Raw genomic sequence first — 26,898 nt, 5'->3', positions numbered from 1 at the left:
AATCCGCCATCAATTGACCGGACCGGACACGAATCCTACACTAAGATAATCACAGCCTCCGGTCTTACGCAATTTCTCATGGAAACGGTCATCGCCTGCCTGTTCCTGGGCTTCCTGGCCACGGAGCTCGTCGTCGAATCCCTGCTCAACGAAGCCAACATGAGGCACTTGGAGCGGCAGTGGCGGGAGGGCCGGCTGCCGGATCTCTTCGCCGCCAGCATCGGCCCCGAAATCCACGAGAAATCGGTACGTTATGCGCTGGCCCGAGGGCGTTTCGCGCGCTGGTCGGGGGTCTACGGGACCGGGCTGACGCTGCTGGTGCTGTTCGGTGGTGTACTGCCGTGGGCGGACGGGCTCGCCCGCCGCGCGGGAGCGTTCCTGCCCGTGCCGGAGGCCGGCGGCGTCCTGTTCTGCCTCGCCGTCGGCGCGGTCTTCGCCGTCCTGTCCCTGCCGCTGAGAATCTACTCCACCTTCGTGCTCGAGGAGCGCTTCGGCTTCAACAAGACCGACGCACGCACCTTCGTCATGGACCGGATCAAGGGGATATTGCTGGCCGTGGTGCTCGGGGCGCCCTTCCTCTACGGCGTGTTGTGGCTCATGAAGGCCACCGGCGCCTGGTGGTGGCTGTACGTCTTCGGCTTCGTGTTCGCGTTCCAGGGCCTGATGCTGGTCATCTACCCCACCCTGATCGCGCCGCTGTTCAACCGGTTCTCGCCGGTGGCCGACGACTCGCTGCGGGACGCCGTCGCGGAGCTGGCGCACCGGGTGGGGCTGCGGACCAGCGGCATCTACACCATGGACGGCTCCAGGCGGTCGGGCCATTCCAACGCCTACTTCACCGGCCTGGGGAAGGCCAAGCGCATCGTCCTGTTCGACACCCTGCTGGAGCAACTGGACCGCCGGCAGCTCCTCTCCGTGCTGGCGCACGAGATGGGACACTACAAGATGCGGCACGTGCTCAAGGGCCTCGGCCTGAGCGCCGTCTTCACGCTCGCGGGCCTGTGGGTGCTCAGCCTGCTCCTGGACTACGCGCCGCTGTTCCGCACCTTCGGGCTGGCCGAGCCCGCCCACCATACGGCGCTGGTTATCTTCTCGTTGATCTCCGGGCCGTTTACATTCTGGCTGGCGCCGTTTATGAACCGTATTTCGCGGCGGCACGAGTACGAGGCCGACGGTTTCGCGGTGCGGCTGCTGGACGACGGCAAGCCCCTGGAGGAGGCCCTGCTGGCCTTGACCGTCAACAACCTGAGCAATCCGACGCCCCATCCGTGGTACTCCGCCTACCACGACTCGCACCCGGCCACGGCCGAGCGGGTCGAGGCCATCCGGGCCGTGGCGGCGGGCGAGAACGTGGCAGCGGCGTCCGGAGCCGGCGCCGGCATTTGACGCCTACTGACGGAAGGAACCCCATGACACGCATCCTGGACAACGACGACGTACGGCAGGCCATCGACCTCGACGAATGCCTGGACGCCCTGGCCACCGCCTACCGGGACCTGCCCGAAGGGCGGTCGGTGAACCGCCCCACCACCCACATCTACACGCACCACGCCATGGGCGAGGCCTCCTACAGCTTCAAGTCCGTGGAGGGGGCGGTGGAGCGCTTCGGCACCCTGGCACTGCGGGTGACCTCGGACGTGGTGCGCGAGGAAACCTACAACGGCTCGGTGCGGCTCGAGAAGCTGCCGCTGGCCGGCAGGGGGCTGTTCCTGGGACTGGTGCAGTTGTACAGCCTGGAGAACGGCGAGCTCATGGGCATCATGCCGGACGGGGTCATCCAGCAGACCCGGGTGGCCATCACCAGCGCCCTGGGCGCCCAAGCGCTGTGCCGGCCGGACGCCGCCCGGCTGGGGCTCATCGGCACCGGCGGCCAGGCGCGCGCCCATTTCCGCCTGCTGACCCACGTGCTGCCCATCAAGACGGTCAAGGTGTACAGCCCCCGGCCCGAGCACCGGCAGGCCTTCGCGGAGCAGATGAGCGCCGACGGCGTCGAGGTGGAGCCCACGGGCAGCGTCGCGTCGGCCATCGCCGGCTGCGACATCATCTGCACCGCCACCAGCACCTCGTCCGCCATCATCACCGGCGACATGCTGGAGCCCGGCGTGCACTACAACGCCATCCGCGAGTTCGAGCACGACGACACCGTGTTCGACAAGGCGGACATCACCGGCATCCACACGCAAATGGGCGGCATCCGGCACCACCTGCCCCCGGGCGTCGACCACCTGCCGGGCATCCGCCAGGAGCAGCCGCGGGACTGGAGCGTCTACCCCGAGATCTCGGACTTCCTCGCCGGACGCGCCGCCGGCCGCACCAGCCCGGACCAGATCACCTTCTTCCTCAACAACATCGGCATCGGCATCCAGTTCGCCGCCATGGGCCACTGCATCCTGAAGGCCGCCGAGAAGATGGGGTTGGGGAAGGAGATTTCAACCGACTGGTTTTTGCAGGATATCAAACCCTGACGGAGTGCGGATTGACCGAGCGGGGGCACGGATTGACGCAGGGCGGTTCGACGAAACATGGTGCGACGCGTGACGGGCCGGCGAAGCGCGGTGCGACCCGACTCCGCTCAACGTCGGACGGCCGCAACCCGGAGCCGTTCTCGCTCTACGTCCATATCCCCTACTGCGTCAGCAAGTGCCCCTACTGCGACTTCAACTCCCACGTCGCAACGCGGATACCGGAGGAAGAGTACACGCGGGCACTGCTGCGGGAGCTGCACCACTACTCAGAGTCGGAGGCATGGACCGGCCGGCCGGTGAAGACGGTTTTCTTCGGCGGCGGCACCCCCTCCACCTTCCATGGGCGCAGCATCGGCACGATCCTCGACGAAGCCGCGAAGCTGTTCGGTTTCGACGAACGTACGGAGATCACACTCGAAGCCAACCCCGGCGTGGTCGATGCCGGCCGCTTCCGCGACTATCGCACCAACGGCGTCAACCGCATCAGCATCGGAGCCCAGAGCTTCGATCCCGAGTTGCTGCGGTTCCTGGGGCGCGTCCACAGCGCCGACGAGACGCGCCGCGCCCTGAGCGGCATCCGCGAGGCCGGCTTCGACAACTTCAGCCTCGACCTGATCTACGGCATCCCGGACCAGACCGTCGACGGCGTAAGCCGGGACCTCTCAGCGGCGCTGGCATACGAGCCCCCGCACCTGTCCGCCTACAACCTCACCATCGAGGAAGGCACGCCCTTCCACGCCCGCTACCGCCAGGGCCTGTTGCGGCCCCTGGACGAGGAAGTGGAGATCGCGATGGCCGAGCGCATCCAGCGCACGTTGGAGCAGGCCGGGCTAGAGCGATACGAGATCTCCAACTACGCCCGCCCCGGCCTGGAGTCGCGCCACAACGTCAACTACTGGCGGGGTGGCGACTACCTCGGCATCGGCGCCGGCGCCCACAGCTACCACCGCCCCCCGGAAGACCCGTTGGGGGAACGCTGGCAGAACGAGCGCTTGCCGACAGGCTACATGCGGCTTGCGAGCGAGGCCGGCCACGCGGTGACCGAGTGCGAGCGGCAGGAGTTGCGCCAAGCCATGGCGGAGCACCTGTTCACCGGACTTCGGATGATCGGAGGGGTTTCGGTCCACGGGTTTTGCCGGCGGTTCGGAACGAAACCCGAGGACGCCTTCCCAGATATCGCGGGCTGGCTCTCGGAGGGACTGCTGGTCGAGGACGGCTGGCGTCTGCGGTTTGCGCCGCGAGGGCTGCTGCTGGCCAACGAGTTGTTCGTTCGGCTGGTGTGAGGGAGCTACGGAAGGACGCGGAACCCCTCCAACTCCGCCGCAGATGAGAGTCTCTGGTCCAGGCAGACAAACGTCAGCGGCTCCGCCAATTGTTCCCCCACCAATAGCGCCGCGCCAAGCTGACCCGCATCTGCGGCACGCAACGGATGGCGCGCCAGCAATGCGTTCGCCCGGGACCGTACCGCAAGGATGTCCGTCACCTCGTCCCAATCGCCGGCCAAAGCGTCGAATCGTCCAAGCACTTCCCTGCGTTGCATGCGCGACAGCGACCCTTCCCTCGACCGTCGTTCGACCGCGCTTACGATCTCGGTGCGGGTCCATACCCAAGTAATGATGTGCCGGTCTTCAGCCAACCACTCCCGCGCCCGGTCACTCGCGGGTTCGGCAATCACCAAGGGGACGAGCGCCGATGCGTCCCAGTACCTCAAAGCCGATCGTTCCGGTCCTCGGCCAACGCATCCGATAGACTTGTCGGCAGCACCATGGGAGGCCCGTCAAGGACGGCCTTTGCGTTGCCTGTTCCCGGCTTCAGGATTCCTTGCGCGGTCAGCCGTTCTCGAACTCCCTGGCGATCCTCTGCCACCGGCGGAACGAGCCTCGCGACCGGCGTACCGCGGTCCAGGACCTGGACCTCACCGCCACGGCGAACCTCGCGAACGTAACGCGAGAGATTTGCCTTCAACTCGGAAATGGAAACCGTTGTCATAAGACCAAAATAGTCGTTTTCATAAGACTATGCAAGTCCCTGAGGCTTCCAATGACAAATGAGCCTGAAGGACCAACCCAGCCAGCCCGCTCGTTTGTGCTTGCAAATGGGCATCCCGGTGGTAGATTTCAACATGCACTAAGCATGGCCCTCGCGGAGGTGCTGGCCATCGACGGTGCTGGAGTCGACAAATGTCATCCACCATTTATACGATCACCGAGGCACGCGCCCGTCTTTCCGAGTTGTTGCGGCGCGCCAAGGCCGGCGAAGAAATCGTCATCACCAAGGGCCGCGAACCTCAGGCCCGGATACTGCCCCCCGCCACTTCCGGCCGACGGGAAGCCGCGCCTCTTCGGCATATCCGCCTTCCGGATGATCTGTTTGACGGCGAGGACGCCGAACAGGCAGCTATTGACGCTGGTGAGCACAGCGACGCTCTGGGAATCTGGCGTGGAGGCCCTGGCACTTCGTGAGGTTGCTCCTCGACGGCCATGCAGTCTATTGGGGAGTGTTACCCTACGCTCTTGAGCTTGCCCGTCACGAATTTGTGGAGTGTGCTTGAAATGAGGGTTTGGTAGGGCATTCCTTCCTTGCTGGCTCTTTTCTGCAGGGCCTCCAGATCGCGTGATGAGATCCGAATGTTGATTCTTCTGTCCTTCTGAAGGAAGCCGTGTGCCGCTTCCTCAAGTGCTCGCTTCGCTTCCTTGAAGTCGTTGATGCTTTCGAGTTCCCCGCGCTCGAAGTCCTGGAGGATCTTCACTTCTTCGGCGTCCAGCTTGAGGGGGCTGCTCATTTCAGGTACTCCTTGGTGGCTTTTCTGCTCGGGATGATGGTCTTGAGGAACCGTGTTCCTTCCTGCTCCGAGTACGGGACCAGATACACGTACCCTTCCATGTTCAGAACGATGATGCTCTGATTCGGACACCGGGACGCATTGGGATGTCTGATGATGTCCAGCACGTCGCCATTGCTGATGTGGAAGACGACATCCTCGAAACATACGCCCCGCATCTTCTCAAGAAGCTCATTCTTCTCGTCATCCCAGTCAAATTCATGCACGTGTGAAACCATCGCATGATGTGTGCCTTTTGTCAACGCACAGACTTTTCCGATGACAGATGAGCCTGACATCTGCGGTTTGCGCAACGGGGACTACTACTCGCCAATGAGCTCTTCGTTCGGCCTATGTAAACGGCTGCACCGGCCGATAAGCAACATCAGAAGGTCAGTAGAGCTTGAAAACTACCCCATTGGGGCATACAATGCAGACAGTAGCCGAAACCCGACATTCACGCGACAGGCTGCCAACCTCTTCACCGAGGACGAGACCCGCGGTCTGATCAACTTCCTCGCGGAGAATCCACTTGCCGGAGACGTCATCCCCGGCACGGGCGGGGTCCGGAAAAACTGCGCTTCGCAACATCGGGTCAAGGCAAGCGAGGCGGTACGCGGGTGGTCTACTACTATCTCAACGAAACGATGCCCATCTATTTGCTGCTCGCGTACTCAAAGGCTGCCAAGACCGATCTGACGTCGGAAGAAATGCGCAGAGTGTCAGCCCTCGCGGCCGCACTCAAAGCAACCGGCAAGGAGACGACATGACCACGTTCGGCGATGATCTGATCCGGGCCCTCAACGAAGCTCTTGCCCACGCGAAGGGCCACGGCCCCGGCGTCGTCCACGCTCCGGTGGCTCCTCGTGAGATCCGCAGGCGGGTGAAGCTAACCCAGGCCCAGATGGCACCCCTGATGGGCATGAGCCTTTCCGGTTACCGGAAGTGGGAGCACGGAACCCGCCGGGTCAGCGGCCCCGCGGCTAACCTCTTGCGCGTGATTGAGAGAGAACCGGAGGCCGTTAAACGCGCGTTAAGCATACTACAATAGCCGTACTACCGCCTCAAAGAAACTGAAGAGGACACATCAAGTCTATCGACTTTCGCCGGCGTATGTTTCACTTTCGACGTGGAGATCTATGTCAAACACCTTCTGCCCTGTCTTGGCTACCGTACATCTTGCTGACTTCAAGTCCGCACAGGGAGCAATATCTGCAAATCGATCCAGAAATTCCCTCGCCACCTTCACGGCCATCTTGGGCGTGACCTTGGTTCCCGGAATATTGATGGCTACATTCGCCTCCCTATCGAAGGTCTCGGTAGGCTCATGAAAACGACAATTGACGTTCATCGACATAATGGCTCCTACGCGTCTCGCGTTGTCCACATAACGCTTGGAAAGAGTGTCGTCAAACATCGGCATCGCTGCCGACTGAGCAATCAACATAGCGACACCATATGATAATGAGCAGAGCGTTTCTGCCATTTCCTGTTCGTGAGGCCTCCACACATCCTTACGCTTAATGTTGCTGTGGAAATAGAAGCCGCGTTTGTCCACCATGTGATCGATTACCGCCTCTGCTGTTGGGGACGTGGATAGCAGTACATCGGTGTCACCTGCCTGAAGGCTTCTTCGTGGCACGAGGTTCTTGAGAGTGCTTGTAACGATCGAAACAAATTCGGCGTTCGCTTTCAAAACATCCTTCACTTGAGCCGCTCTGAACTTGCCTTCCCCATAAACCGACTCGATCAACAAGAAAGCATATCGAAACGCGTCAATATACCTCTCCCGTAACATCTCGGTTCGCGCCATTCGCAAAAAGTTCGCCTCTAGCCTAGGCGCCTTTCCCGTTTCTCCCGCCAACAACGCCCGGGCGACGACATCATAGGGCATCATCCATGAGTTTTTCTCTCTACGGGATTTGAAGCTCTTGATCTTGATCTGTGCCTCCTCTTCTTCTGTCTCGCCGACATATCTGGCTTCTATCTCGTCAATGAGGATCTCTACATCGAAATAACACTGAATATAGGAGAAGGCCTCTTCCAATTGCATTTTGACGAACGGCAGGAGCGTGTCACGACCCGAAATCACGAGTTTGACTTCCCCTTCCTCGCGCGGCTCTGCCGTTGGTGCCAGATGCACCGGTTGACCCGAGAAAGCGATTTCGATAGCGACTACCTTGCCGCCCTTCGATACCACGCGCAGATCACCGCCCATGACGGGAAGGGGCCAATGATCTTCCAGTATGATCGGATCCCTAAGCTCCACAAGATATCGAACGAGCATGGCCTCTGACTTGAGTCAACGGTGGTTCGCCGTGACCGTTCTTAAATCACTTCTCCACCTGCCACTTTGAGTATCGCAAGAATACGTCGCGCGGTATCCGTAAAGTGGCGAACTTCCTCCGGGCGCAGCGGACGACCGAGGACGGAGCGTTCGCGGTACGAGAGCCACTTCTTGAGCACCTGGTAGCCGCCGAGCTTGTAGTTCCAGAGAGCGGACGGAACATTGCGCCAGAAGGCCGTGTCGTTGAGATAGACATCGAAAGTGGTTTCGCAAAGGCCAACTAAAGCGTCGCTCATGGTCGCACGTTCATCCACAGTGAAGGGGCGTTCGACTGCGCGCCCTTGCCCGGGCATCACCGCGTTGCTCTGACCATACCGTCCCCAGCCAACGGTGACGGCGAAATCGTTGCCGACCATATTGCGTCCACCTACTGTAGCAGGCACCGCGATCATGGCAATCTCCGGGCTTAAGGGCCCTTGTGTGACGCCGGGAACAGATTCGTCAGGATCAAACAGCGCCGCAAGTTCGCGTCCTCGAGCCACCGATCTAGCAAACGCCTCGGTCGTGCCTTCGACGGCGCCTGTCGGCCAACCCGGAAGCGGGATACGCGGCCATCCTATACCCAACGCTCCCGCGTTAGCTTCGCGGTAGGTAGGATCATGAAGGGTAGCGAGGACATGATAGAAGAGTTCTTCCACACCGGAGCCTAAGCGTTCAAGGTAGCGATTCGCGGTCGCCGAGAGATTGGCATGGCGCGCATTGTTGCCACCGTCGCCTATACTGTCGTCTCGAAGCCAAGCAGGAAACAGGCTTCCGCTTCGTTCAATCAGGTGTAACGACCCTGATTTCGTGAGGAGACACGTTTGTGGCTCCTCCGCAGCCCGCCGAACATGCTGTGCGGCCGAAAGCCACAGGTTCCCCGAGAATACGTGCGGGAGGTACTCGGGGGATGGACGAGCCAATAAACCACGACCTTCGTCCCAATATAGCCATCGATCGTCGAAGGGCCGATAGGTATGGCGAATAAAGCCGGTATCGGATGGTCCGCCTCGTGCAAGTAGGGCGGTGCGCACCGAGCGGGCATCACGAATCACGAATCCAGAAGAACTCTTCATCGCTACTGGAAAGCGCCGTGCCATTTCATCGTGGCTCACTTCAGGATCGAAGTAAACCGTGAGGCGGTCTTTGAGCCGATCGAGGTCAACGTCCACTAGGAAAGAATCGCGCTTGGTTTGGATGCCGGGGTATGACTTGGGGAACAGATCCGGTAGCGCCGGCCAGCCGAACCAGTCCGCGTTCACCGGTGTTTGTGAGAAAGGAAGACCGAGCGGCAACACAGGCTCGATCCCTGCATAGAGCGTGTCCGGCTCATCCTCGGCCGTCGCGGTCAATCCGGCGGGCTTCACTTGCCCCCACAGATGCCGGAATCCGATCTCTCCGGTGGGCTTGTGTTCCGCTGAGCGCACTAGCGTCGCGATAGCTGTTCCGATCTGAATTCCCACCGGATCGCTCTGTGTCGAGAAGATGCTAGGGTCGGGCGAGCCGTCCGGCGCAACCTTGCCCGTCTTGTATTTGTCACCATTCAGGCAATCAATACGGATCGCGTCGAACGCCTCAAGGTAACGCTCCCGCATCCCCGTAAAGGACAGGCCGTCGAGCCATGAATAGTTAGAGATGAAGCAGACTACGCCCTGGCCCGTCTTCTCCGCGATGCGCCGTTCGGCCATGCGGAAGAAACGGACATAGGGATCGTTCAGACCCTGCCCTTGTGGGCGGCGCACCCGTTTGGTCGTCCGATAGGCTTTCGAAAGCTCCCGTTCCTCGTCCACCGCCATGCCAGCATAACCGTTGTAGGGCGGGTTGCCGAGGATTACGAGTATGGGAGTATCCCGCTTCACCCGCTCCGCGCGGTCGCGTTCTTCCTCCAATTCGGGAAAGGGCAACGGCTTGGTTGTGCGTGGCTCCCAACCTGTCAAGGCGTTGGTCAGGAACACACCGGCGCGTTCCGTTTCGTCGTCGGCGAGCGGGGCATCGAGGTCCTGCATGGTCAGACCGACTTGCAGGTGTGCAACAACGAACGGAGCGGGCATGATCTCGAATCCGAACACGCGCTCGGTGGCCGCCTTCTTCACCCGTGCGCCGATGAGCGCACCCAGCCCTTGGCCTTCGAGATTGACGGCGATCCGGCGCAGCACTTCGGCCAGATAGGCACCTGTGCCGCAACAAGGGTCCAGGACATAGACGTTCTCCGCCGCCAAGCCTTCGGGAATGCCCAAGTCATCCTTCAATGCCTTGTCCACGCGGGCGACCATGTAGCGAACGACTTCCTTTGGCGTGTACCAGACACCCAGTTGCTTGCGCAGTTCGGGATCGAAGGCTTCCAGGAACGGCTCGTAGAAATAGGGGACGGCCTCGCCTTCGCTGAAACGGGCGAAGAAGGCAGACCGGTCCACGCGGTCCAGCGCGGCCGCGGTCCAGTCCAGTACTTCGACGAGACCGAGCGGCTGCAGGCGGCCGGGGTCTGAAAGCTGCTGGAACAGCGCCCGCAGCACCGGGGCACGCAGGTGCCACACCGCCGTGCGCCAATCGAACCTGTCCGTCGGTGCCGGCACCTGCCGGGCGCACAGCACCCAGGCGGAGAAGACGCCGTAGAACAGGGTCTGCACGAGGGTGGACCGGAAGAAACGGTCGCCCTTGTCCCCCTCGAAACGGACGCCAAGCGCCTCTTCCAATGCCGACCTGACCGCCTTGAGGGACGGGGCGTCACCCGCGGCCTCGACCCGGGCAAGACCGTCGCGGGCGTAGGAGGCGAGCAACCATGCCAAGTCCTTGGGCTCGGCGAGCGCGGCCCGGTGCGACAGTGCGCGGGCGAGATATTCGCCAAGACCAGCTCCGATCTCGCGGGCGAAGTTGCGAGGCGACTCAAGCCTGCGCGCAAATTCGTCGTCGCTGTCAGCCAAGCGAAACGTTTCCAGGGTTGCCTCTCCCCCGCTCGAGTCCGGGCCGACCAAGGAAAACTCCCGGAGGTTGGTCACCAGGACCAGCCGGTAACGTCCCCAATAGCGTGAGACTTGGTCGCGCACAGTAGGCGCGTCCATGTCTTCGTCTGAAGGCTTGACCTCCACAACCCCACGCTCGGGGGTCTGGCCCTCACGGGGTCTGCCCTTCTGCACCTGCTTCGCCGTAAACAGGCCGAAGTCTGGATGGCCGGCGCCCTGATCGGCCAACTCACCTACGCAGAACACCTTGGGCTTGAGCGCGTTACCTACCGCGTTGAGCAGGTTGGCAACTGGCCCGTACGCCGACCGCTCCCCGGTCGCACCGCCGGACGCCCGCACCCTTCGCAGGTCCGCGAAGTAACCTTCGACCGCTGTCGTCGTTTTCTGGTTGGTTTCTGCCATCGCGATTGACTCGCCTCTGAGATGTCATCGATAGCCTGGGGGGTGACACCACCCGCCTCGTCATGAGCGCCGCCACGGGTCAATCACCTCGATTCCCGTGCCCTCGAAGTCTCGAACATTGCGCGTTGCCACGCTCATGCCGCGCGAACGGGCGATGGCGGCGATCTGACAATCGGCCTGCGGGGCCGGACGCCCGGCGCTCCGGCGGGCGGCCATGATGGTTGCGTAGGCACGCGCAGCCTCGCTGTCGAACGGGAGCACCCTGTTGGCGAACAAATCCGTGAACAGGCGTGTAGCAGCGTCGGCGAGGCCTCTGCGGCGTTTACCTCGAGGCAGGAAGGCAATCCCGGTGAGGATCTCCGCTTCCGTCACCGCGGTCACATACAGCTCCCGAGTCGGCAGTTCGTCCAACCAGACGATGACTTCCCGATTCGGGTGGTCACGCATCAACTCGGACACGACGTTGGTGTCAAGGACCACCATTGCCGCCTCAGTCGAACCGAGGCGGCTCACGTGCCGGCTCGCGCGGCGGCAGTTCCAACTCAACGCCACCGTAAGGCTTGAACAGTTCGTGAATCAATGTCCCCAAGCCTTTGGGCGGCACCGTTTTTTTCTTGACCGCCTCGGCCAGGATCAGGCGGGCTTCTTCCTCCATTGATCGCCCATGCCCGGCCGCCCGCATGCGAAGGCGGGTCTTCACGTCGTCGTCGAGTTTGCGAATCGTGATGCTTGCCATCGTCACACCTCTTTCGTGACGACTCAGGCTATCGCGCGATTGCGTTGCAATCAAGCGGGAGCCGGCACGAAACGACGCAAGAAGTCAGATGATGTGGAGCGGATTGAACACGTTGCCCCACCACCACCCCTGGATTCCCGCTTTCGCGGGAATGACGTTTCAGGGGGTTGGTGCCTCTCTAAGATGGGGTTTTGACACAGCCTGTTTTGCGGGAATGACGTTTCGGGGGGTCCGGCCGCTTTCGCGGGGATGACGGTTACTGGGGCGTCTGTCTCTCTCGGACCGAAACCTCAACCGCGACTGTTACGTCCCCATCTCCCACGACGACAGGTAGATCTTCTGCTCGCGGGTGAGCTTGTCGATCTGGATGCCCATGGTGCCGAGCTTGATGCTGGCGACCCATTCCTCGAGGGACTGGGGGACGTCGTAGACTTGTGGGGACAGGGTGCCGCGCTGCTGGACGGCCCATTCGGAGGCGAGGGCCTGGGTGGCGAAGCTCATGTCCATGACGGAGGCGGGATGGCCTTCGGCGGCGGCGAGGTTGACGAGGCGGCCTTCGCCGAGGAGGAAGAGGCGCTTGCCGCCGGGGAGCGTGTAGCAGTCGACGTGGTTGCGCACGTTCTTTTGGCACTTCTCGGCCATTGAGTCGAGGGTCTTGATGTCGATCTCGATGTCGAAGTGGCCGGAGTTGCAGATGATGGCGCCGTCCCTCATGGAGCGCAGGTGCTCCTGGCGGATGACGTGCATGTCTCCGGTGAGGGTGATGAAGAGATCGCCGACCTTGGCGGCGTTCTTCATGGGCATGACGTCGAAGCCGTCCATGGAGGCTTCGAGGGCGCGCACGGGGTCCACCTCGGTGACGATGACCTTGGCGCCCATGCCGCGTGCGCGCGACGCCACGCCGCGGCCGCACCAGCCGTAGCCTGCCACCACCACGCGCTTGCCGGCGAGCAGAACGTCGGTGGCGCGGATGATGCCGTCGATGGTGGACTGGCCGGTGCCGTAGCGGTTGTCGAAGAGGTGCTTGGTGGCGGCGTCGTTGACCGCGATGATGGGAATCTTGAGCGCCCCGTCGGCCTCCAGCGCGCGCAACCGGATGACTCCGGTGGTGGTTTCCTCCATGGACGCCAGCATGTCGGGCACGAGGTGGTCGTACTCCTGGTGCAGCATGGACACGAGGTCGGCGCCGTCGTCCATGGTGATGACCGGGCGGTGGTCGAGCGCGGCCCTGAGATGCCGGTAGTAGGTGTCGTGGTCCTCGCCGCGGATGGAGTACACGGACAGGTTCTCGTGCTTCACCAGGGCGGCGGCCACGTCATCCTGTGTAGACAGGGGATTCGACGCGCACAGGACGACGTCGGCGCCGCCCGCCTTGAGCGTCCGAACGAGGTTGGCGGTTTCCGCGGTGACGTGCAGGCAGGCGGAGAAGCGCAGGCCCTTCAGCGGCTTCTCCTTTTCGAAGCGCGCGCGCACGTCCCGGAGCACTGGCATTTCCTGATCGGCCCAAAGGACTCGTTTCCATCCGTCCGCGGCCAGACTCGGGTCCGCGATGTCGCATTTCACTTTAGCCATGTTGGTCTCCGTGGGCACGCATGAACACTCGGGGGCGGATTCTGAAACGCGCCCCCGAGGCGTGCGTGGTTTCGGCCACGGAGAGACGACCGACTGTCGCCCCTCCGGGTCGTCGCTCGCCGGCGACGACAAGATGTTTCCGCGTAGTTTCGGAAGTCCCGCCTATGAGACGGGCCACTAGCCCTTGACCGCGCCGCTCAGGCGTGTTGCCCGATCGGTCTGCTCCCAGGTGAAGAAGCCGTCTTCCGGCTTGCGGCCGAAGTGGCCGTAGGCCGCCGACTTCTGGTAGATGGGCGCGCGCAGGCTCAGGGCGTCGATGATGCCCTTGGGGGTGAGCTCGAAGTTCTCGCGCACGAGCTTGACGATCTCGGCGTCCGAGACCACGCCCGTGCCAAAGGTGTCGATGGCGATGGACACGGGCTCGGCTACCCCGATGACGTAGGCAAGCTGGATCTCGCAGCGGCGTGCCAGCTTGGCCGCGACGACGTTCTTGGCCACGTAGCGGGCCACGTACGCCGCGCTGCGGTCCACCTTGGAGGGGTCCTTGCCCGAGAAGGCGCCGCCGCCGTGCCGGCCCATGCCGCCGTAGGTGTCCACGATGATCTTGCGGCCGGTCAGGCCCGCGTCGGCCTGGGGGCCGCCGATCTCGAAGCTGCCGGTGGGGTTGACGAGAAACTCCGTGTCGTTGTCGAGGTATTGGGACGGGACCACCGCGCGGATCACGCTGTCGATGATGGTCTCGCGGAGCTTGTCGTGAGGCACCTCGGGGGTGTGCTGGGTGGACACCACCACGTTGGTGACGCGATGGGGGCGGCCGTCGCGGTACTCGACGCTCACCTGGGACTTGGAGTCCGGGCGCAGGAACGGCGCCTCGCCGGACTTCCGTATCTTGGCCAGATAGCCGACGAGCTCATGGGCGAGCTGGATCGGCAGCGGCATCAACTCCTCGGTCTCGTCGCACGCGTAGCCGAACATCATGCCCTGGTCGCCGGCGCCCTGCTCCTTAAAAAGACCCTCGCCTTCGGTAACTCCCTGAGAGATGTTGGGAGACTGGCTCACCAGCCGCACCAGCACCTCGCACGTGTTGCCGTCGAACCCCTTGGCGGGATCATCGTAGCCGATGTCGAGGGCGACGCGGCGCGCCAGGCTCTCGTAGTCCACCTTTCCCTTGCTGGTGATCTCGCCGGCGATGACGATCAAATCGTTCTTGACCAGTGTCTCGCACGCCACACGGCTGTTCGGGTCCTGCGCCAGATGGGCGTCGAGCACCGCGTCCGAGACCTGGTCGCACATCTTGTCGGGATGGCCCTCCGACACCGATTCCGAGGTAAAGACAAAGTCCTTGTTCGTCATGGATACTGCCTGTTCGACCCTTTCCGTTACGTCCTGTTCCAGTTCCGCGGGAAAACCCGGTTGCGGACGGTCTTGCAACCGGGCCACGTCAGTCACTCTCGCGAAACTTGTCCTCCACGAGCTGCTCGATGGCGAGCATGGCCTCGTGAGCGTCCTCACCGCGGGTTTCGACCCGGATCTTGCTGCCCTTGGCCGCTCCCAGGGTCAGGACGCCCATGATGCTTCGTCCATTGACGACGTTGTCGTCCTTGGAGATCTTGACCTCCGAGGAGAACTGATTGACGGTCTGCACGAACAGCGCCGAGGCGCGCGCGTGCATACCGAGGCGGTTCTTGATCTCAAGCTTCTTCCTAACGCGGTGCATGGGTCATCTGTCAACGTCCCGGTGCCGCAACTGAATGCGCCATGGGCCCCCATCCAGGCGCCGCGCGAACTCGGCGGCGAGCACCACCGACCGGTGTTTCCCGCCGGTGCAGCCGAAGGCCACGGTCAGGTTGCTCTTGCCCTCGCGCTCATAGCTGGGCAGCGTGAAATCGAGCAGCGCGCTCATGCGCTCGACGAAAGCGTGCGTCTCCGGCCGGCTGAGAACGAAATCCCGTACTTCCGGCGCCAAACCGCTGCGAGTCCCCAACCCATTAACAAAAAACGGGTTGGGAAGAAAACGCACGTCGATGACCAGGTCCGCCTCGGCCGGGATGCCGTACTTGTAGCCGAAGGACATCAGGAAGACGGACATGCGCCGGCGTCCCAGAGCCTGGATACACGAGTCCTCGATGACCTTCTTGAGATCGTGGACGTTGAGATGCGTGGTGTCGATGACCCGGTGGGCCAGGTCGCGCATGCCCGTCAGGGCCGCGCGCTCCCGCGCGATGCCGTCCTGCACCGACCCGCCCGCCTGGAGCGGATGGGGGCGGCGCGTCTCGTTGAAGCGGCGCAGCAGCAGCTCGTCGCTGGCGTCCAGGAAGAGGACCTCCACCCGGTGACCGGCCCTGCGGGTTTCGTCCAGCACCTCCTGCCAGCCCTCGATGAACTGTCCGCCGCGGAGGTCGATGCCGAAGGCGGCCCGCTCGATGCCTTCGCGGTAGCCCTGGCAAAGCTCGATGAATCTGGGAATGAGCAGGACCGGCAGGTTGTCGACGCAGAAGAAGCCGTTGTCCTCCAGCGCGCGCATGGCGACGCTTTTCCCCGACCCCGAAAGGCCGGTGACGACCACGATGTCAAGCGGGCTGGTCAGAGGTTCCGTTCCTTCTCCTCGATGAGCCGCACCACCTCTTCGGGAGTCTGCACGCGCATGAGGTGCTCGCGCAGCGAGGCGTCCTTGACCAGCCGGGACACCCGCGCCAACGCGCTCAGGTGCTCGGAGGTGGACTCCTCGGGCGCCACCAGGAGAAAAAACAGGTGCGTGCGAGTGCCGTCCTGGGCGTCGAAATCGACCCCTTCGCGGCTGCGGGCAAAGGCGATGAACACCCGCTTCAGCCCCGGCAGCTTGCCGTGGGGGATGGCCACGCCCTCGCCGATGGCGGTGCTGCAGATCCGCTCGCGGGCGCGCACCACGTCGAGCAACCGTTGCGAGTCCTCGAATCCGTAGTGGCTCGACACGCGGGTCACGATCTCCTCGAGGACGGCGTACTTGTCGCGCGCCTCGAGACTCGGAATGACCGCTTCAGGATCCAGAACGTCCGTGATTCGCAAGCCGACCCCCTTGTCCCTCGTGCCGAGATCAGGACTCCCTTCGAACCGCCGCGTCAGGCGGGCTCGACTCGTTGCCCATACGGGTCCCGCCGCCGCGACGACGGCAGGATGCCCAACTGCTCGCGATACTTGGCGACCGTCCGGCGCGCGATGTCGATTCCCAGTCCCCGCAGCGTGACGGCGATTTCCTGGTCGCTCAGCGGCTTGCCCGGGTCCTCCGACTCCACCAGCACCCGGATCCGCTCCCGGACCGACTCCGCCGACACCACCAACGAGCTGTCGTTACGCGGTATGCCGCTCTGAAAGAAGTATTTCAACTCGAATACGCCCTGCGGCGTGTGGACATACTTGTTGGAAGTGGCGCGGCTGACCGTGGACGGATGCATGCCGATCTGTGCCGCGACCTCGCGCAGCACCAGGGGCTTCAGCCGGTCCACGCCATGATCGAGGAACTCGCGCTGGAAGTTGAAGATGCTCTCGCTGACCCGGTACAGGGTCTGCTGGCGCCATTGGATGCTCTTGATCAACCAGGTGGCGGCACGGATCTTGCCGTCCAGGTATTCCTTGGCCTCGCGCGCCTCTTCGCTCGAAGCCCCGGCCAGTCGCCGCACCAGCGGGCTGATTCTCAACGGCGGCACTCCGTCGTCATTGAGGAAGATGACGTACTCCCCCGCGACCTTCTGCACCACCACGTCCGGAATGATCGTGCGGACCTCGCCGTCATCATAGTCCCGCGCCGGCTTCGGTTCCAGACAGGCAATGAGATGGGCCGCCTCGATGATGTCCGCGACGCCGACGTCCAGAGCCGCCGCGATCCGTTCGTACTGCTTGCGCTCCAGCTCGCGAAGATGGGCCGCCACCACGCGCGCCGCCACGCTTTCCCCCAACCCCGCGCTGTGGAGCTGCACCAGCAGGCACTCGCGCAAATCCCGGGCGGCGATGCCGACCGGATCGAAGAGCTGGATCCGCGCCAGGACGTCCTCCACCTCATCCAGCGTCGCCCGGGCCAACTCGCCGACTTCTTCCAGCGATGTCTCAAGGTATCCCCGTTCGTCCAGGTTGCCGATGATGCACAGGCCGATGCTCTCGCCCGCCGGGTCGAGCCCGGCCATGCGGAGCTGCCACAGCAGGTGTTCGTGGAGGGTCTCCCGGCGCGTAATGGTGTCCTCCAGCGACGGGAAATCCTCTTCCTGGCGCACGACCTCCGGCGCGACCATGTCGTGGCGCGAGTTGGAGTGGTTGTCGAGATAGTCCTGCCAATCCGCGATGCGGTCGGTGACCAGCGTCTCCTGCGTCGCCTCGGGTTCACGCACGCGGTCCGGGGCGGCATCGTCGTCGTCGCGTGCTTCCTCCAGGGCCGGATTCTCCTGCAGCTCCTGGGAGATGCGCTGCTGGAGGTCGAGTTGGGAAAGCTGGAGAAGCTTGATGGCCTGCTGCAACTGGGGCGTCATCACCAGTTGCGGCATCATCTTCTGGGAGAGCTTGATTTCGAGTGCCATCCGGACGTTCCGTCAAACAAAGGGCCGGGGCCCTAGAGCCTGAACCCTTCTCCAAGATAGACCTCGCGCGCCCGTTCACTGGCGGCGATGTCGGCGGGGGTCCCTTCCGCGAGCAGCACGCCCTGATTCAGGATGTAGGCGCGGGTGCAGATCTCGAGGGCTTCCCGGACGTTGTGATCCGTGATCAGGATGCCGATGCCGGCGTCGGACAGCCGCTGGATGACGGACTTGATGTCGGCCAGGGCGATGGGATCGACCCCGGTGAAGGGCTCGTCCAGCAGCACGAAGAACGGCGACAGGATCAGCGCCCGGGCGATCTCCACGCGCCGCCGCTCGCCGCCGGAAAGAGTGTAGGCCTTCTGATCCGCCAGGTGGACAAGGCCGAAGGTGTGGAGCAGACGCCGGCTCCGCTCCTCTTCCTCGTCCCTGCCGAGTTTCAAGGTCTCGAGTATGGCCAAGAGGTTCTGCTTGACCGTGAGGCCGCGGAACACGGAGGACTCCTGGGGCAGATAGCTGAGACCGGCCCGCGCGCGCCGGTGGATGGGGGCGGCGGTCAGATCGGTCCCGTCCAGGCTGACCTTGCCGCCGTCGGCCCGGACCAGGCCGATCAGGATGTGGAACAGGGTGGTCTTGCCCGCTCCGTTGGGCCCGAGAAGGCCCACCACTTCGCCGCTGTTGACCTGGAGAGTGACCTGGTCCACCACCCGGCGTCCTCGATACGCCTTTACGATCCCGTCCGCGTTGAGAACGCTCATCGCCCGCGCCGCTCAGTTCACTGATTCAACTGTCCCGGAAAGATCACCGCCTTCACCCGTCCCTCGCTGTTCTCCACAACGCTGCGGTCCTCGTTGACGTAGATCGTGATGCGGCTGCCCGAGATGCTGCTGTTGCCGTCGCGCACGACCGTGTTGCCGGACACGGTGATGGTCTCGTCCGCGCCGTCGAACACGGCCTTGTCGCCGGTCATGACGCGTCCTCCGTGGCTCACCCTCACCTTCCCCTCCGCCACCACGCTGGTCAACACGCCGCCCTTGGCGTCATAGCGCGCCATCAGGACGTCGCTTGCGATCTTGACGCCGTCCCGCACGACCTGGACGTTCCCCTTGTAAACGATGGTGCTCCGCTTGCGCTGGAACTCCATGCGGTCGGCGGTGATCTCGACAGGCGTATCCTTGTCGGCGAACAGACCGGCGGCAACCGCTCCGCGGCCACGGGCCGGATCCTCGGAGGCTCTCGCCACGGGACCCGCGGCATGCAGGAACAGCACGACCGCCAGAGCCAGCGTCCAGCGAAATCCGTCGCTTGTCCTTGGTTGTCTCATCGGCCCGCGCCCTTTCCCCGAGCCAGCCTTTGGACCAGGTCGGCGTGGTCCAGGCGCCCCGGATGGATGGAGGTTCGTACGGCCCTGCGAAGCTCGATGGTCTCGTCCGCAAGCGAGTAGGTCATGTTCTCGCCCTCGAAATCGACGCCGTCCACGGTGGCCGCCACCCTGCCCGGACAAACCACGCGGTTCTCGGCATGAAAATAGATCAGCTTATCGGTGTGGAATCGCACACCCTGGTAGGTGATGTCCACCGCGCCGTCCAGTTCCGCCCTTTGCAACTGTCCGTCGGGCAGGAAAATGTTCCCTTCCCTGCCGGTGGCCTCAAGAATCCGGCCATCCTCCCGGTAGAAGACCAACGCCGGCCTCCTTACCAAGGCCCTCTCTTCGGACTTGAAATAGGTCGCCTCGACCCCTTTCACCTCCCAAGCCTTGCGCCCGTCCTCGATCCGGCTGCGGCGAAAGTTCTTGACCTGCAAGGCCACCCCGGGCGTGATCTGCAATAGCGCCCGAGGGTCGCGAAGCGCCTGTTCCCGCAGGTGCCGAGCCACCTCGACGCCGACAAAGATCACCCCGGCGGCCGCAACCAGCAACAGCCACAACCGTTTGGACCGCATGCATCACCTTCCGGGGACGAGACAGGACATCAGTTTCGGGATATCAACTCGCCCCGCGCGTGTAAAGCCGCGGGCATGAATATTGCTTCAAGAACTCCGCGCGCGACGCGTTCAGCGGTCGTACTGCTTCAACAGCGCGTCCCACCTTCCGGTGAGGCGCAGCAGCAGCTCCGCCACCTCGCGCACCGCGCCGTGGCCGCCCGGCCGGACCGTGACGTAGTCGGCGTGCGCCTTCAAGCCTTCCCAGGCGTCCTTCACCGCCACCGCAAAGGCCACCCTGCGCAGCACGGGCAAGTCCTGCATGTCGTCGCCGACATAGGCGATCTCGCCGTCGGCGAGGCCGGTCTCCGCCTTGACCTCCTCATAGCCGAGCAGCTTGTCGGAGACGTTCTGGTAGACGAGGCCGATGGACAGACGCTGGGCACGCACCGCCACGGCGCGCGAGGCGCGCCCGGTAAGCAGCCCGACGCGGATACCGGCGTCCTGGAGCAGCTTGATGCCGTGGCCGTCCTGGACATCGAAGCGGGTGACCTCCTCGCCCCGTTCGTCGATGACGATGCCGCCGTCGGTCAGCACGCCGTCGACGTCGAGCAACAGCAGCTTGACGTCCCGGACCTTGGCGCGCAGTGCGTCGACCCCGGGCGGCAGCGGAGCGTCAGACGAGGCCGGCCTTGAGGAGGTCATGGAGGTGGAGGATCCCCTGGGGCTTAGCCGACTCCCCGGCCGTGATGAACAGTGAGGTGATGGAGAACCTTTCCATCAGGGCCACGGCTTCGGCGGCGAGCGCGTCGGCGGCGATGGTCTTGGGGGTCCGGGTCATGATCTCCGATGCCCGTCGTTCCAGCATGTTGCCCGTGCCGTCGCTCCGGGCAAGGCAGCGGCGCAGGTCGCCGTCGGTGATGACCCCCACGAGTGCCTGCTCCCGGTTCAACACGCCGGTCACGCCGAGCCGCTTGGAGGTGATCTCCAGGAGGATGTCCCTGAGCGGCGTGTCCTCGAACACCAGGGGAATGTCGTCGCCCGAGTGCATGAGGTCGCGCGTGCGCAGCAGCAGACGGCGGCCCAGGGCGCCGCCCGGATGCCGCAGCAGGAAGTCCTCCTCCTTGAACTCCCGGCGCTCCAGCAGCACCACGGCGAGGGCGTCGCCCATGGCCAGAGCCGCGGTGGTGCTGGCGGTGGGCGAGAGTCCCAAAGGACAGGCCTCCTCGGGGACTCCGACGTCCAGCACCACGTCCGCCGAACGGGCCAGGCTCGATTGCGCGTTGCCGGTCATGGCGACGAGCTTGAGACCCCAGCGCTTGATCAGCGGCAGCATCCGCAGGACCTCCTCGGACTCGCCGCTGTTGGACACGGCCAGCACGACGTCGTCGCGCATGATCATGCCCAGGTCGCCGTGGCTCGCCTCCGCCGCGTGCAGGAAGAACGCCGGCGTTCCGGTGCTCGCCAGCGTGGCCGCGATCTTGTGGCAGACGAGCCCCGACTTGCCCACGCCGGTGACGATGACCTTGCCGGCGCAGCCGTGCAGGAGGTCCACCGCCCGCGGGAACGCCTCGCCGACCCGGTCCCGGGCCGCCGCGATGCCGCCGATCTCGATGTCCAGCACCTCGCGGGCCTTGCGGATGACGTCTCCCGACCTGCCCATGTCACCCGCTCCCCGGCGCCTTGACCCGGCCGTCGATGTCCTTCACCGCACGCAGCAATTCATCGAGGCCGGCCAAGGGAAAGGACGTGGGACCGTCGCTCAGGGCCCGATCCGGATCCTCGTGGACCTCCATGAAGAGCGCGTCCACGCCCACGGCCGCGCCCGCCCGCGCCAGCGGCGCGATGAACTGCCGGTCGCCGCCCGAGGCCTCGCCCAGGCCGCCCGGAAGCTGCAGGCTGTGGGTGGCGTCGAACACCACCGGGAAACCCGACTCCCGCATGATCACCAGCGAGCGCATGTCCGACACCAGGTTGTTGTAGCCGAACGACACGCCGCGTTCGGTCAGCAGCACGTTGGTGTTGCCTGCGGCGACGATCTTGGCCACCACGTTGCGGATGTCCCAGGGCGCCAGGAACTGCCCCTTCTTCACGTTCACGACCTTGGCGGCGCGCGCCACCCCGACGACGAAGTCCGTCTGCCGGCACAGGAACGCGGGAATCTGAACGATGTCCACCACCTCGCACACCGGGCCGATCTGGTCGGGCTCGTGCACGTCGGTGAGCACGGGGACGCCGATCTCGCGGCGCACGTCCTGCAGGATGCGCAGGCCCTCGTCGAGGCCCGGACCGCGAAACGACTCCAGCGACGTGCGGTTGGCCTTGTCGTAGGACGACTTGTAGACGAACGGGATGTCGAGCCGCCGGGTGAGGTCGCTCAGGAACGCGGCGTGCCGCAACGCCGAGTCCCGGTTCTCGATGACGCACGAACCCGCGATCAGCGTGAGCGGTTGGCCGCCGCCGACGCGGATGGCGCCGATATGGACCTCGCTGGTGCTCATGACCTCGCGGCGTCCGCGACGATGCGCATGCGCGGGACTTCCTTCACCGAACCGCGATGCTGCACGGCGGCGCGAATGAAGCCCTTGAACAGCGGGTGGCACTCGGTCGGGCGGGACTTGAACTCCGGGTGGAACTGGCAGCCGACGAACCAGGGGTGGTCCGCCAGTTCCACCACCTCCACGAGATTGCCGTCGGGCGACAGGCCGCTGATGCGCAACCCTTGCTCCGTCATCGTCTCACGGTACCGGTTGTTGAACTCGTAGCGGTGCCGGTGGCGCTCGGAGATCTTCTTCTTCCGGTACATCCTGGCCGAGAGGGAATCGGAGGCGAGCACGCACGGGTACGCCCCGAGGCGCATGGTGCCGCCCATCCGGTCCACCTCTTTCTGCTCGTCCATCAGGTGGATCACCGGGTGTTTCGTCTTGGGGTCCATCTCCACCGAGTTGGCGCCCTTGAGGGAGCAGACGTTGCGCGCGAACTCGGCCACGGCGATCTGCATCCCCAGGCAGATGCCGAAGAACGGGACCTTGTTCTCGCGCGCGTAGCGCACGGCGCGCACCTTGCCCTCGGTGCCGCGGTCGCCGAACCCGCCCGGGATCAGGACGCCGTTGACGCCGTCCAGGAACTTGTGGACGTCGCGCTTCTCCATCTTCTCCGCCTCGATGCACTCCAGCTCGACGTGCACCCCGTTGGCGATGCCGCCGTGCACCAGGGCCTCCATCAGGCTCTTGTACGACTCCTTGAGCTGCATGTACTTGCCCACCACGGCGATGCGCACCGTTTCCCTGGAGTTCTTGAGGATGTGCACCGTGTTCTGCCACTTGCGCAGGTTGGGCGTGCCGGTCCACATCTGCAGCCGCTCCACGATGCGGTCGTCGAGACCCTCCTGGTGCAGCACCAACGGCACCTCGTAGATCCATTCCACGTCCTTGGCCGTGATCACCGAGTTCTCGTCGACATTGCAGAAGCTGGCGATCTTCGCCTTGAGAGGGCGGCTCAGGAGACGGTCCGTGCGGCACAAGAGGAAATCCGGCTGGATGCCCAGCCCGGTAAGCTCCTTCACGCTGTGCTGCGTGGGCTTGGTCTTGAGCTCGCCGCCGGCGGCGATGTACGGGACGTAGGTGAGATGGACGTAGATGACGTTCTGCCGCCCGCGGTCGCGGCCGAACTGGCGGATGGCCTCCAGGAACGGCAGCCCCTCGATGTCGCCCACGGTGCCGCCCACCTCGCAGATGGCGATGTCGTAGTTCTCGGCCGCGGCCTCGATGCGCCGCTTGATCTCGTCGGTGATGTGGGGAATCACCTGGACCGTGCCGCCGAGGTAATCTCCGCGCCGCTCCTTGCTGATGACGGTGTCGTAGACCTGGCCGGTGGTGAAGTTGTTGGCCCGCCCGGTGGTCGACGAGACGTAGCGCTCGTAGTGTCCCAGGTCGAGGTCCGTCTCGGCGCCGTCGTCGGTCACGAACACCTCGCCGTGCTGGTACGGGCTCATGGTCCCCGGATCGACGTTGATGTACGGATCCATCTTCAGAAGCGTCACCTTGAGACCGCGGCTTTCCAGCAGCGCGCCGATGGAAGCCGCGGCCAGCCCCTTGCCCAGCGACGACATCACCCCGCCGGTCACGAAGATGAACTTCTGTGGCAAGTTAGCCATGGCATCTCCCCGTGTGCACGCTTGTCCAATAGGCCTCGGCCCGTTCCAGGTCGTCCGGAGTGTTTACCTCCACGCCGGGTTCCGCCACGTCCACGACCCGAATACGGAAACCGTGATACAGGGCGCGCAACTGCTCCAGGCCCTCGATGAGCTCCGGTTCCGCGGCCGGCATGGCGGCGAAGCGCAGGAGGAAGTCCCGCCGGTACACGTAGATTCCCAGGTGCCGGCGCCCCCAGCCAGCGGGCCCGGCCGGCGGCTCCCGGTGGAAGGGGATGGGCGCGCGCGAGAAATAACAGGCGAAGCCCTGCCGGTCGGTCACCACCTTGACCACGTTCCGGTCGAGAAACTCGTTCTCCGAGGTGATCGAGGTACACGCCGTGGCCATGGGGACCGCCGGGTCCCGCCGCAGACAGTCCACGCTCGCGCGGATGGTCTCGGACTGAACGAACGGGAGATCGCCCTGGACATTGACGATCCACTCCGCCTCGAGGCCGGCGGCCACCTCGGCCAAGCGGTCCGTTCCGCTCACGTGCTCCCCGGAGGTCATCACGGCCTCCCCGTTGAAACCCCTGACCGCGTCCAGAATCCTCGCGTCGTCGGTGGCCACGAGCGTGCGCCGGACAACTTCCGCCGCCGCGGTGCTCTCGTAGACGTGCTGAATCATCGGCTTCGTGCCGATCCTGGCGAGCGGCTTCCCCGGAAACCGCGTGGACCCGTAACGCGCCGGTATGATGGCCACAACGGACATGAATGCAATGTCATGTAAGCGAGAGGATGCCTCTTCGAAAGGGTGGCGGCACCCGCCAGAGGCACTTTTCCATACTATCCCCGGCCAGGCGAAGCTGTCAAATAGTGAGGGGTGATTCACACCCTCGCGCGTACTCGCGCGCAGGACCTCCATAGACCGGAATGGGTACGCCTCGGCTTCCCTGAAAAGTTGATTTCGAGGCGAAACTTCTATATGGTCCGAGGTATCTGTTAACTTGCCGAGTCGTAGCGAACAGGGCAGGCAAGGACGGTTTTATGGCGAGTTGGCTTCGCCGCAAAGGAGGAGTGGAGATGGAACTGCCGAAGTGTCAGAAATGCGACAATGGCATTTTGATCCCGCTATCGGACTACGGTCAGGATGGCGCATCGGTCATGTTCAAGGCCTGGGTGTGCACCAACCCGGACTGCGGTTTCTCCCTCAGGATCGACAAGGGCGAGGTCAGCTTCGGACGCAAGATCGAAGTCAGGCGCTAGTCCCCGCGCCACGAACAGCCCTATCCCCGGCTCGCAAAGAAGTTCGCCAACCGAGTGATGCCGTACTGTGCCGCCGCGCCCGTGGACCATTCGGCCGTGTCCCTGAAAAACGCCTTGGTAGCCTGAAGACCGTCGAGGTCCCGGCCCGAAAGAGTCTCGATCCAGCGCCCCTTCTCGTCCGCCAGCCGATCCGGCGGCACCACACGGTTCACCAAGCCCTGCCGCTCGGCCTCCTCGGCGCTTAGCTCACCTCCGGTCATCACCAGTTCCAGGGCCTTCTTCCGGTGTATCCAGCGGCTCAGGTAGGACATGACGATGGTGGGCGGGAAACCCGCCTTGATCTCGGGGAACGCAAAGCGCGCGTCGGCCGCGGCAAGCGTCACGTCGCTTTGGACCGCCAGTCCGCAGCCGAACCCGAAGGCCTTCCCCCGAACCACCGCCAAACTGATTCCCGGGAAGGATTGCAGCAGCTCGTTGACGCGCACGATCCGGCCGAGGGCTTCCGCAAACTGCGCGGCGTTCTCCGGCCGGGGCACGTCGGGCTCGCGCCCGGAGCAGAAGTCGTCGCCCCTGCCCTCGATGACCATGAGACGGAGCGTCTTGTCGGCCGCCGCTTCCGCGAGCTTTTCCGTCAGCGCCAACATCACCTCCAGGTCGACGGCGTTCCCCTTCTCCGGGCGGTTCAAGGTCAGGGCGGCGATGTCGCCCGTCTTTTCGAGCAGGACCTTGTCGGACATGTGACGTCTCCCTTTCAGGCCATGTCGGTACTTGGTCGGAGTCCGGTTACCGGCCTCCCCTGGCCTCCTGGATGAGCGACCACAGGTACTGTGGCGTGAGCGGCAGCCGGCGGACGGCGATACCCAAGGGCTTGAGCGCGTCCTCCACCGCGTTGGCCAACACCGCCGGCGGACCCACGGTGCCGGTCTCCCCGGCGCCCTTGAAGCCGCCGGGCGTGAACGGGTTGGGGGTCTCGATGTGCTCCAGCACCATCTCCGGCATCTCCATGGCGGTGGGCAGGAAATAGTCCTTGAAGCTGGCCGCCATGGGCTGCCCTTCCTCGGTGTAGGGCAGCTCCTCGTAAAGGGCGCCGCCGAAGCCGTGGGCCAGGGCGCCCACATGCTGGCCCCGCACGATGAGGGGGTTCAGCATGTTGCCGCAGTCGTGCACGGAGACGAACTTCAGGATTCTCAAGAGCCCGGTGTCCGCCTCCACCTCCACCACCGCCGCCTCGGCGTCGTAGGGGAAGCTGCTGAACATGGCCACGCGCCCGCGTTCGTCCGCCTCGAACTCGATGTTGGGGTCGCGGAAGTGGTACAGGGTCTCGAGCCCGGGGTCCATGCCCTCGGGCAACTGGAACGGGTAGAAGTAGGCGACGCGAGCGATCTCCGAGAGGGAGACCGCCTCCGCCGGGCGCCCTTCCACCGACACCCGGCCGTCGGCGAACACCAGCCCGCCGGGCGGGTGCCGCAGCATCACCGAAGCGATCTGGGTGATCTTTTCCCGCAACGCCCGCGCCGCCAGCGTCACGGCGGTGGTGCCCACCACCGAGAAGCGGCTGGAGTACGAGCCGGAGCCGTAGGGGCACGCCAGGCTGTCTCCTTCCACCACCATGACGTCGTCGAACGACACCTGCAGCTCGTCGCCCACGAGCTGGGAGATGGAGGTGGCGTGGCCCTGCCCCTCGTCGCTGCCGCCCGGGAAGACGTAGACCTTGCCGTTGGGGTCCATGCGCATGCGCACGCTGTAGTAGCCGGCGT

General features: G+C 64.2%; 29 protein-coding genes and 1 pseudogene. 7 read left to right on the top strand and 23 right to left on the bottom strand.

Annotation, left to right across the window (positions count from 1 at the left end):
- Positions 1-78: 78 nt before the first annotated feature.
- From OXU42_00170 to hemW, 3 genes are read left to right on the top strand one after another with little or no spacing between them, the layout of a single operon-like run.
- Positions 79-1,386: a M48 family metallopeptidase gene (locus OXU42_00170; protein ID MDE0027806.1), complete on the top strand. Its 1,308-nt coding sequence runs from the start codon at positions 79-81 to the stop codon at positions 1,384-1,386.
- Positions 1,387-1,409: 23 nt separating this feature from the next.
- Positions 1,410-2,465, top strand: a complete 1,056-nt coding sequence (locus OXU42_00165; protein ID MDE0027805.1) for a hypothetical protein — start codon at positions 1,410-1,412, stop codon at positions 2,463-2,465.
- A gap of 11 nt (positions 2,466-2,476) precedes the next feature.
- Positions 2,477-3,748 carry a radical SAM family heme chaperone HemW gene (hemW, locus tag OXU42_00160; protein ID MDE0027804.1) on the top strand — a complete coding sequence of 424 codons (1,272 nt, stop codon included), beginning with the start codon at positions 2,477-2,479 and terminating at the stop codon, positions 3,746-3,748.
- Between the two features lie 5 nt (positions 3,749-3,753).
- Here hemW and OXU42_00155 read toward each other — a convergent pair whose 3' ends face one another.
- Positions 3,754-4,176 carry a type II toxin-antitoxin system VapC family toxin gene (locus OXU42_00155; protein MDE0027803.1) on the bottom strand — a complete coding sequence of 141 codons (423 nt, stop codon included), beginning with the start codon at positions 4,174-4,176 and terminating at the stop codon, positions 3,754-3,756.
- Between the two features lie 469 nt (positions 4,177-4,645).
- Between OXU42_00155 and OXU42_00150 the strand changes: the two genes are divergently transcribed.
- Complete coding sequence (locus OXU42_00150) at positions 4,646-4,927, top strand: type II toxin-antitoxin system prevent-host-death family antitoxin (protein ID MDE0027802.1); 282 nt, start codon at positions 4,646-4,648, stop codon at positions 4,925-4,927.
- Between the two features lie 38 nt (positions 4,928-4,965).
- On the opposite strand, the gene OXU42_00145 is transcribed toward OXU42_00150, so the two are convergent.
- Both OXU42_00145 and OXU42_00140 read right to left on the bottom strand, forming a co-directional pair.
- Complete coding sequence (locus OXU42_00145) at positions 4,966-5,247, bottom strand: CopG family antitoxin (GenBank protein MDE0027801.1); 282 nt, start codon at positions 5,245-5,247, stop codon at positions 4,966-4,968.
- Positions 5,244-5,525: a toxin gene (locus OXU42_00140; protein MDE0027800.1), complete on the bottom strand. Its 282-nt coding sequence runs from the start codon at positions 5,523-5,525 to the stop codon at positions 5,244-5,246. Before OXU42_00140 ends, OXU42_00145 begins: the two co-directional genes overlap by 4 nt.
- Before the next feature lie 191 nt (positions 5,526-5,716).
- Here OXU42_00140 and OXU42_00135 point away from each other — a divergent pair.
- A pseudogene (locus OXU42_00135) lies at positions 5,717-6,056 on the top strand (type II toxin-antitoxin system RelE/ParE family toxin).
- Entirely contained in the window at positions 6,053-6,337 is a 285-nt protein-coding gene (locus OXU42_00130; GenBank protein ID MDE0027799.1) for a helix-turn-helix domain-containing protein, read from the top strand. Before OXU42_00135 ends, OXU42_00130 begins: the two are co-directional and overlap by 4 nt.
- 42 nt (positions 6,338-6,379) lie before the next feature.
- Here OXU42_00130 and OXU42_00125 read toward each other — a convergent pair whose 3' ends face one another.
- The 18 genes from OXU42_00125 to kdsB form a co-directional block, all read right to left on the bottom strand.
- A complete protein-coding gene (locus OXU42_00125; protein ID MDE0027798.1) occupies positions 6,380-7,573 on the bottom strand; it encodes a hypothetical protein in 1,194 nt (397 codons plus the stop codon).
- Positions 7,574-7,614: 41 nt separating this feature from the next.
- Positions 7,615-10,974 (bottom strand): N-6 DNA methylase, encoded by a 3,360-nt coding sequence (locus tag OXU42_00120; protein MDE0027797.1) that lies wholly within the window; start codon positions 10,972-10,974, stop codon positions 7,615-7,617.
- A 60-nt stretch (positions 10,975-11,034) separates the two neighbouring features.
- Positions 11,035-11,457 carry a type II toxin-antitoxin system VapC family toxin gene (locus OXU42_00115; protein ID MDE0027796.1) on the bottom strand — a complete coding sequence of 141 codons (423 nt, stop codon included), beginning with the start codon at positions 11,455-11,457 and terminating at the stop codon, positions 11,035-11,037.
- A gap of 7 nt (positions 11,458-11,464) precedes the next feature.
- Positions 11,465-11,710, bottom strand: a complete 246-nt coding sequence (locus tag OXU42_00110; protein ID MDE0027795.1) for a plasmid stabilization protein — start codon at positions 11,708-11,710, stop codon at positions 11,465-11,467.
- 303 nt (positions 11,711-12,013) lie between these two features.
- Positions 12,014-13,273 (bottom strand): adenosylhomocysteinase, encoded by a 1,260-nt coding sequence (gene ahcY / locus OXU42_00105; protein ID MDE0027794.1) that lies wholly within the window; start codon positions 13,271-13,273, stop codon positions 12,014-12,016.
- Positions 13,274-13,459: 186 nt separating this feature from the next.
- Entirely contained in the window at positions 13,460-14,635 is a 1,176-nt protein-coding gene (gene metK, locus OXU42_00100; protein MDE0027793.1) for a methionine adenosyltransferase, read from the bottom strand.
- Positions 14,636-14,723: 88 nt separating this feature from the next.
- Positions 14,724-14,999: an HPr family phosphocarrier protein gene (locus OXU42_00095; protein ID MDE0027792.1), complete on the bottom strand. Its 276-nt coding sequence runs from the start codon at positions 14,997-14,999 to the stop codon at positions 14,724-14,726.
- Between the two features lie 3 nt (positions 15,000-15,002).
- Positions 15,003-15,869 carry an RNase adapter RapZ gene (gene rapZ, locus OXU42_00090; protein MDE0027791.1) on the bottom strand — a complete coding sequence of 289 codons (867 nt, stop codon included), beginning with the start codon at positions 15,867-15,869 and terminating at the stop codon, positions 15,003-15,005.
- Complete coding sequence (locus tag OXU42_00085) at positions 15,866-16,327, bottom strand: PTS sugar transporter subunit IIA (protein MDE0027790.1); 462 nt, start codon at positions 16,325-16,327, stop codon at positions 15,866-15,868. The genes rapZ and OXU42_00085 overlap by 4 nt, the downstream gene beginning before the upstream one ends.
- Before the next feature lie 53 nt (positions 16,328-16,380).
- Positions 16,381-17,826 carry an RNA polymerase factor sigma-54 gene (gene rpoN / locus OXU42_00080; GenBank protein MDE0027789.1) on the bottom strand — a complete coding sequence of 482 codons (1,446 nt, stop codon included), beginning with the start codon at positions 17,824-17,826 and terminating at the stop codon, positions 16,381-16,383.
- 32 nt (positions 17,827-17,858) lie between these two features.
- Complete coding sequence (lptB, locus tag OXU42_00075) at positions 17,859-18,581, bottom strand: LPS export ABC transporter ATP-binding protein (protein MDE0027788.1); 723 nt, start codon at positions 18,579-18,581, stop codon at positions 17,859-17,861.
- 17 nt (positions 18,582-18,598) lie between these two features.
- Positions 18,599-19,147 (bottom strand): hypothetical protein, encoded by a 549-nt coding sequence (locus OXU42_00070; protein MDE0027787.1) that lies wholly within the window; start codon positions 19,145-19,147, stop codon positions 18,599-18,601.
- Complete coding sequence (gene lptC, locus OXU42_00065; protein ID MDE0027786.1) at positions 19,144-19,764, bottom strand: LPS export ABC transporter periplasmic protein LptC; 621 nt, start codon at positions 19,762-19,764, stop codon at positions 19,144-19,146. The genes OXU42_00070 and lptC overlap by 4 nt, the downstream gene beginning before the upstream one ends.
- 111 nt (positions 19,765-19,875) lie before the next feature.
- Positions 19,876-20,448, bottom strand: a complete 573-nt coding sequence (locus OXU42_00060; GenBank protein ID MDE0027785.1) for an HAD hydrolase family protein — start codon at positions 20,446-20,448, stop codon at positions 19,876-19,878.
- Positions 20,420-21,406, bottom strand: coding sequence for a KpsF/GutQ family sugar-phosphate isomerase (locus OXU42_00055; GenBank protein MDE0027784.1), 987 nt, complete (start codon positions 21,404-21,406; stop codon positions 20,420-20,422). Before OXU42_00055 ends, OXU42_00060 begins: the two co-directional genes overlap by 29 nt.
- 1 nt (position 21,407) lies before the next feature.
- Positions 21,408-22,244 (bottom strand): 3-deoxy-8-phosphooctulonate synthase, encoded by an 837-nt coding sequence (gene kdsA, locus OXU42_00050; GenBank protein MDE0027783.1) that lies wholly within the window; start codon positions 22,242-22,244, stop codon positions 21,408-21,410.
- Entirely contained in the window at positions 22,241-23,890 is a 1,650-nt protein-coding gene (locus OXU42_00045) for a CTP synthase (protein ID MDE0027782.1), read from the bottom strand. Before OXU42_00045 ends, kdsA begins: the two co-directional genes overlap by 4 nt.
- A 1-nt stretch (position 23,891) precedes the next feature.
- The gene (gene kdsB / locus OXU42_00040) at positions 23,892-24,647 is read right to left on the bottom strand and encodes a 3-deoxy-manno-octulosonate cytidylyltransferase (GenBank protein ID MDE0027781.1); all 756 of its coding nucleotides are present in this window, start codon (positions 24,645-24,647) and stop codon (positions 23,892-23,894) included.
- Between the two features lie 311 nt (positions 24,648-24,958).
- On the opposite strand from kdsB, the gene OXU42_00035 reads away from it, so the two are divergent.
- On the top strand, positions 24,959-25,141 hold the full coding sequence (locus tag OXU42_00035; GenBank protein MDE0027780.1) for a hypothetical protein: 183 nt from the start codon (positions 24,959-24,961) through the stop codon (positions 25,139-25,141).
- Positions 25,142-25,161: 20 nt separating this feature from the next.
- Here the strand turns inward: OXU42_00035 and OXU42_00030 are convergent, their stop codons facing one another.
- Positions 25,162-25,878 (bottom strand): enoyl-CoA hydratase/isomerase family protein, encoded by a 717-nt coding sequence (locus OXU42_00030; protein ID MDE0027779.1) that lies wholly within the window; start codon positions 25,876-25,878, stop codon positions 25,162-25,164.
- A gap of 46 nt (positions 25,879-25,924) precedes the next feature.
- Positions 25,925-26,898: molybdopterin-dependent oxidoreductase (locus tag OXU42_00025; protein MDE0027778.1), on the bottom strand; the 974-nt coding region annotated here is incomplete at its 5' end.

Source organism: Deltaproteobacteria bacterium (genome assembly GCA_028818775.1).
Taxonomy (GTDB): Bacteria; Desulfobacterota; Binatia; order UBA9968; family JAJDTQ01; genus JAJDTQ01.
Note: the sequence above shows the minus strand (reverse complement) of the source record. Positions and strands in the feature narration are given on the sequence as shown.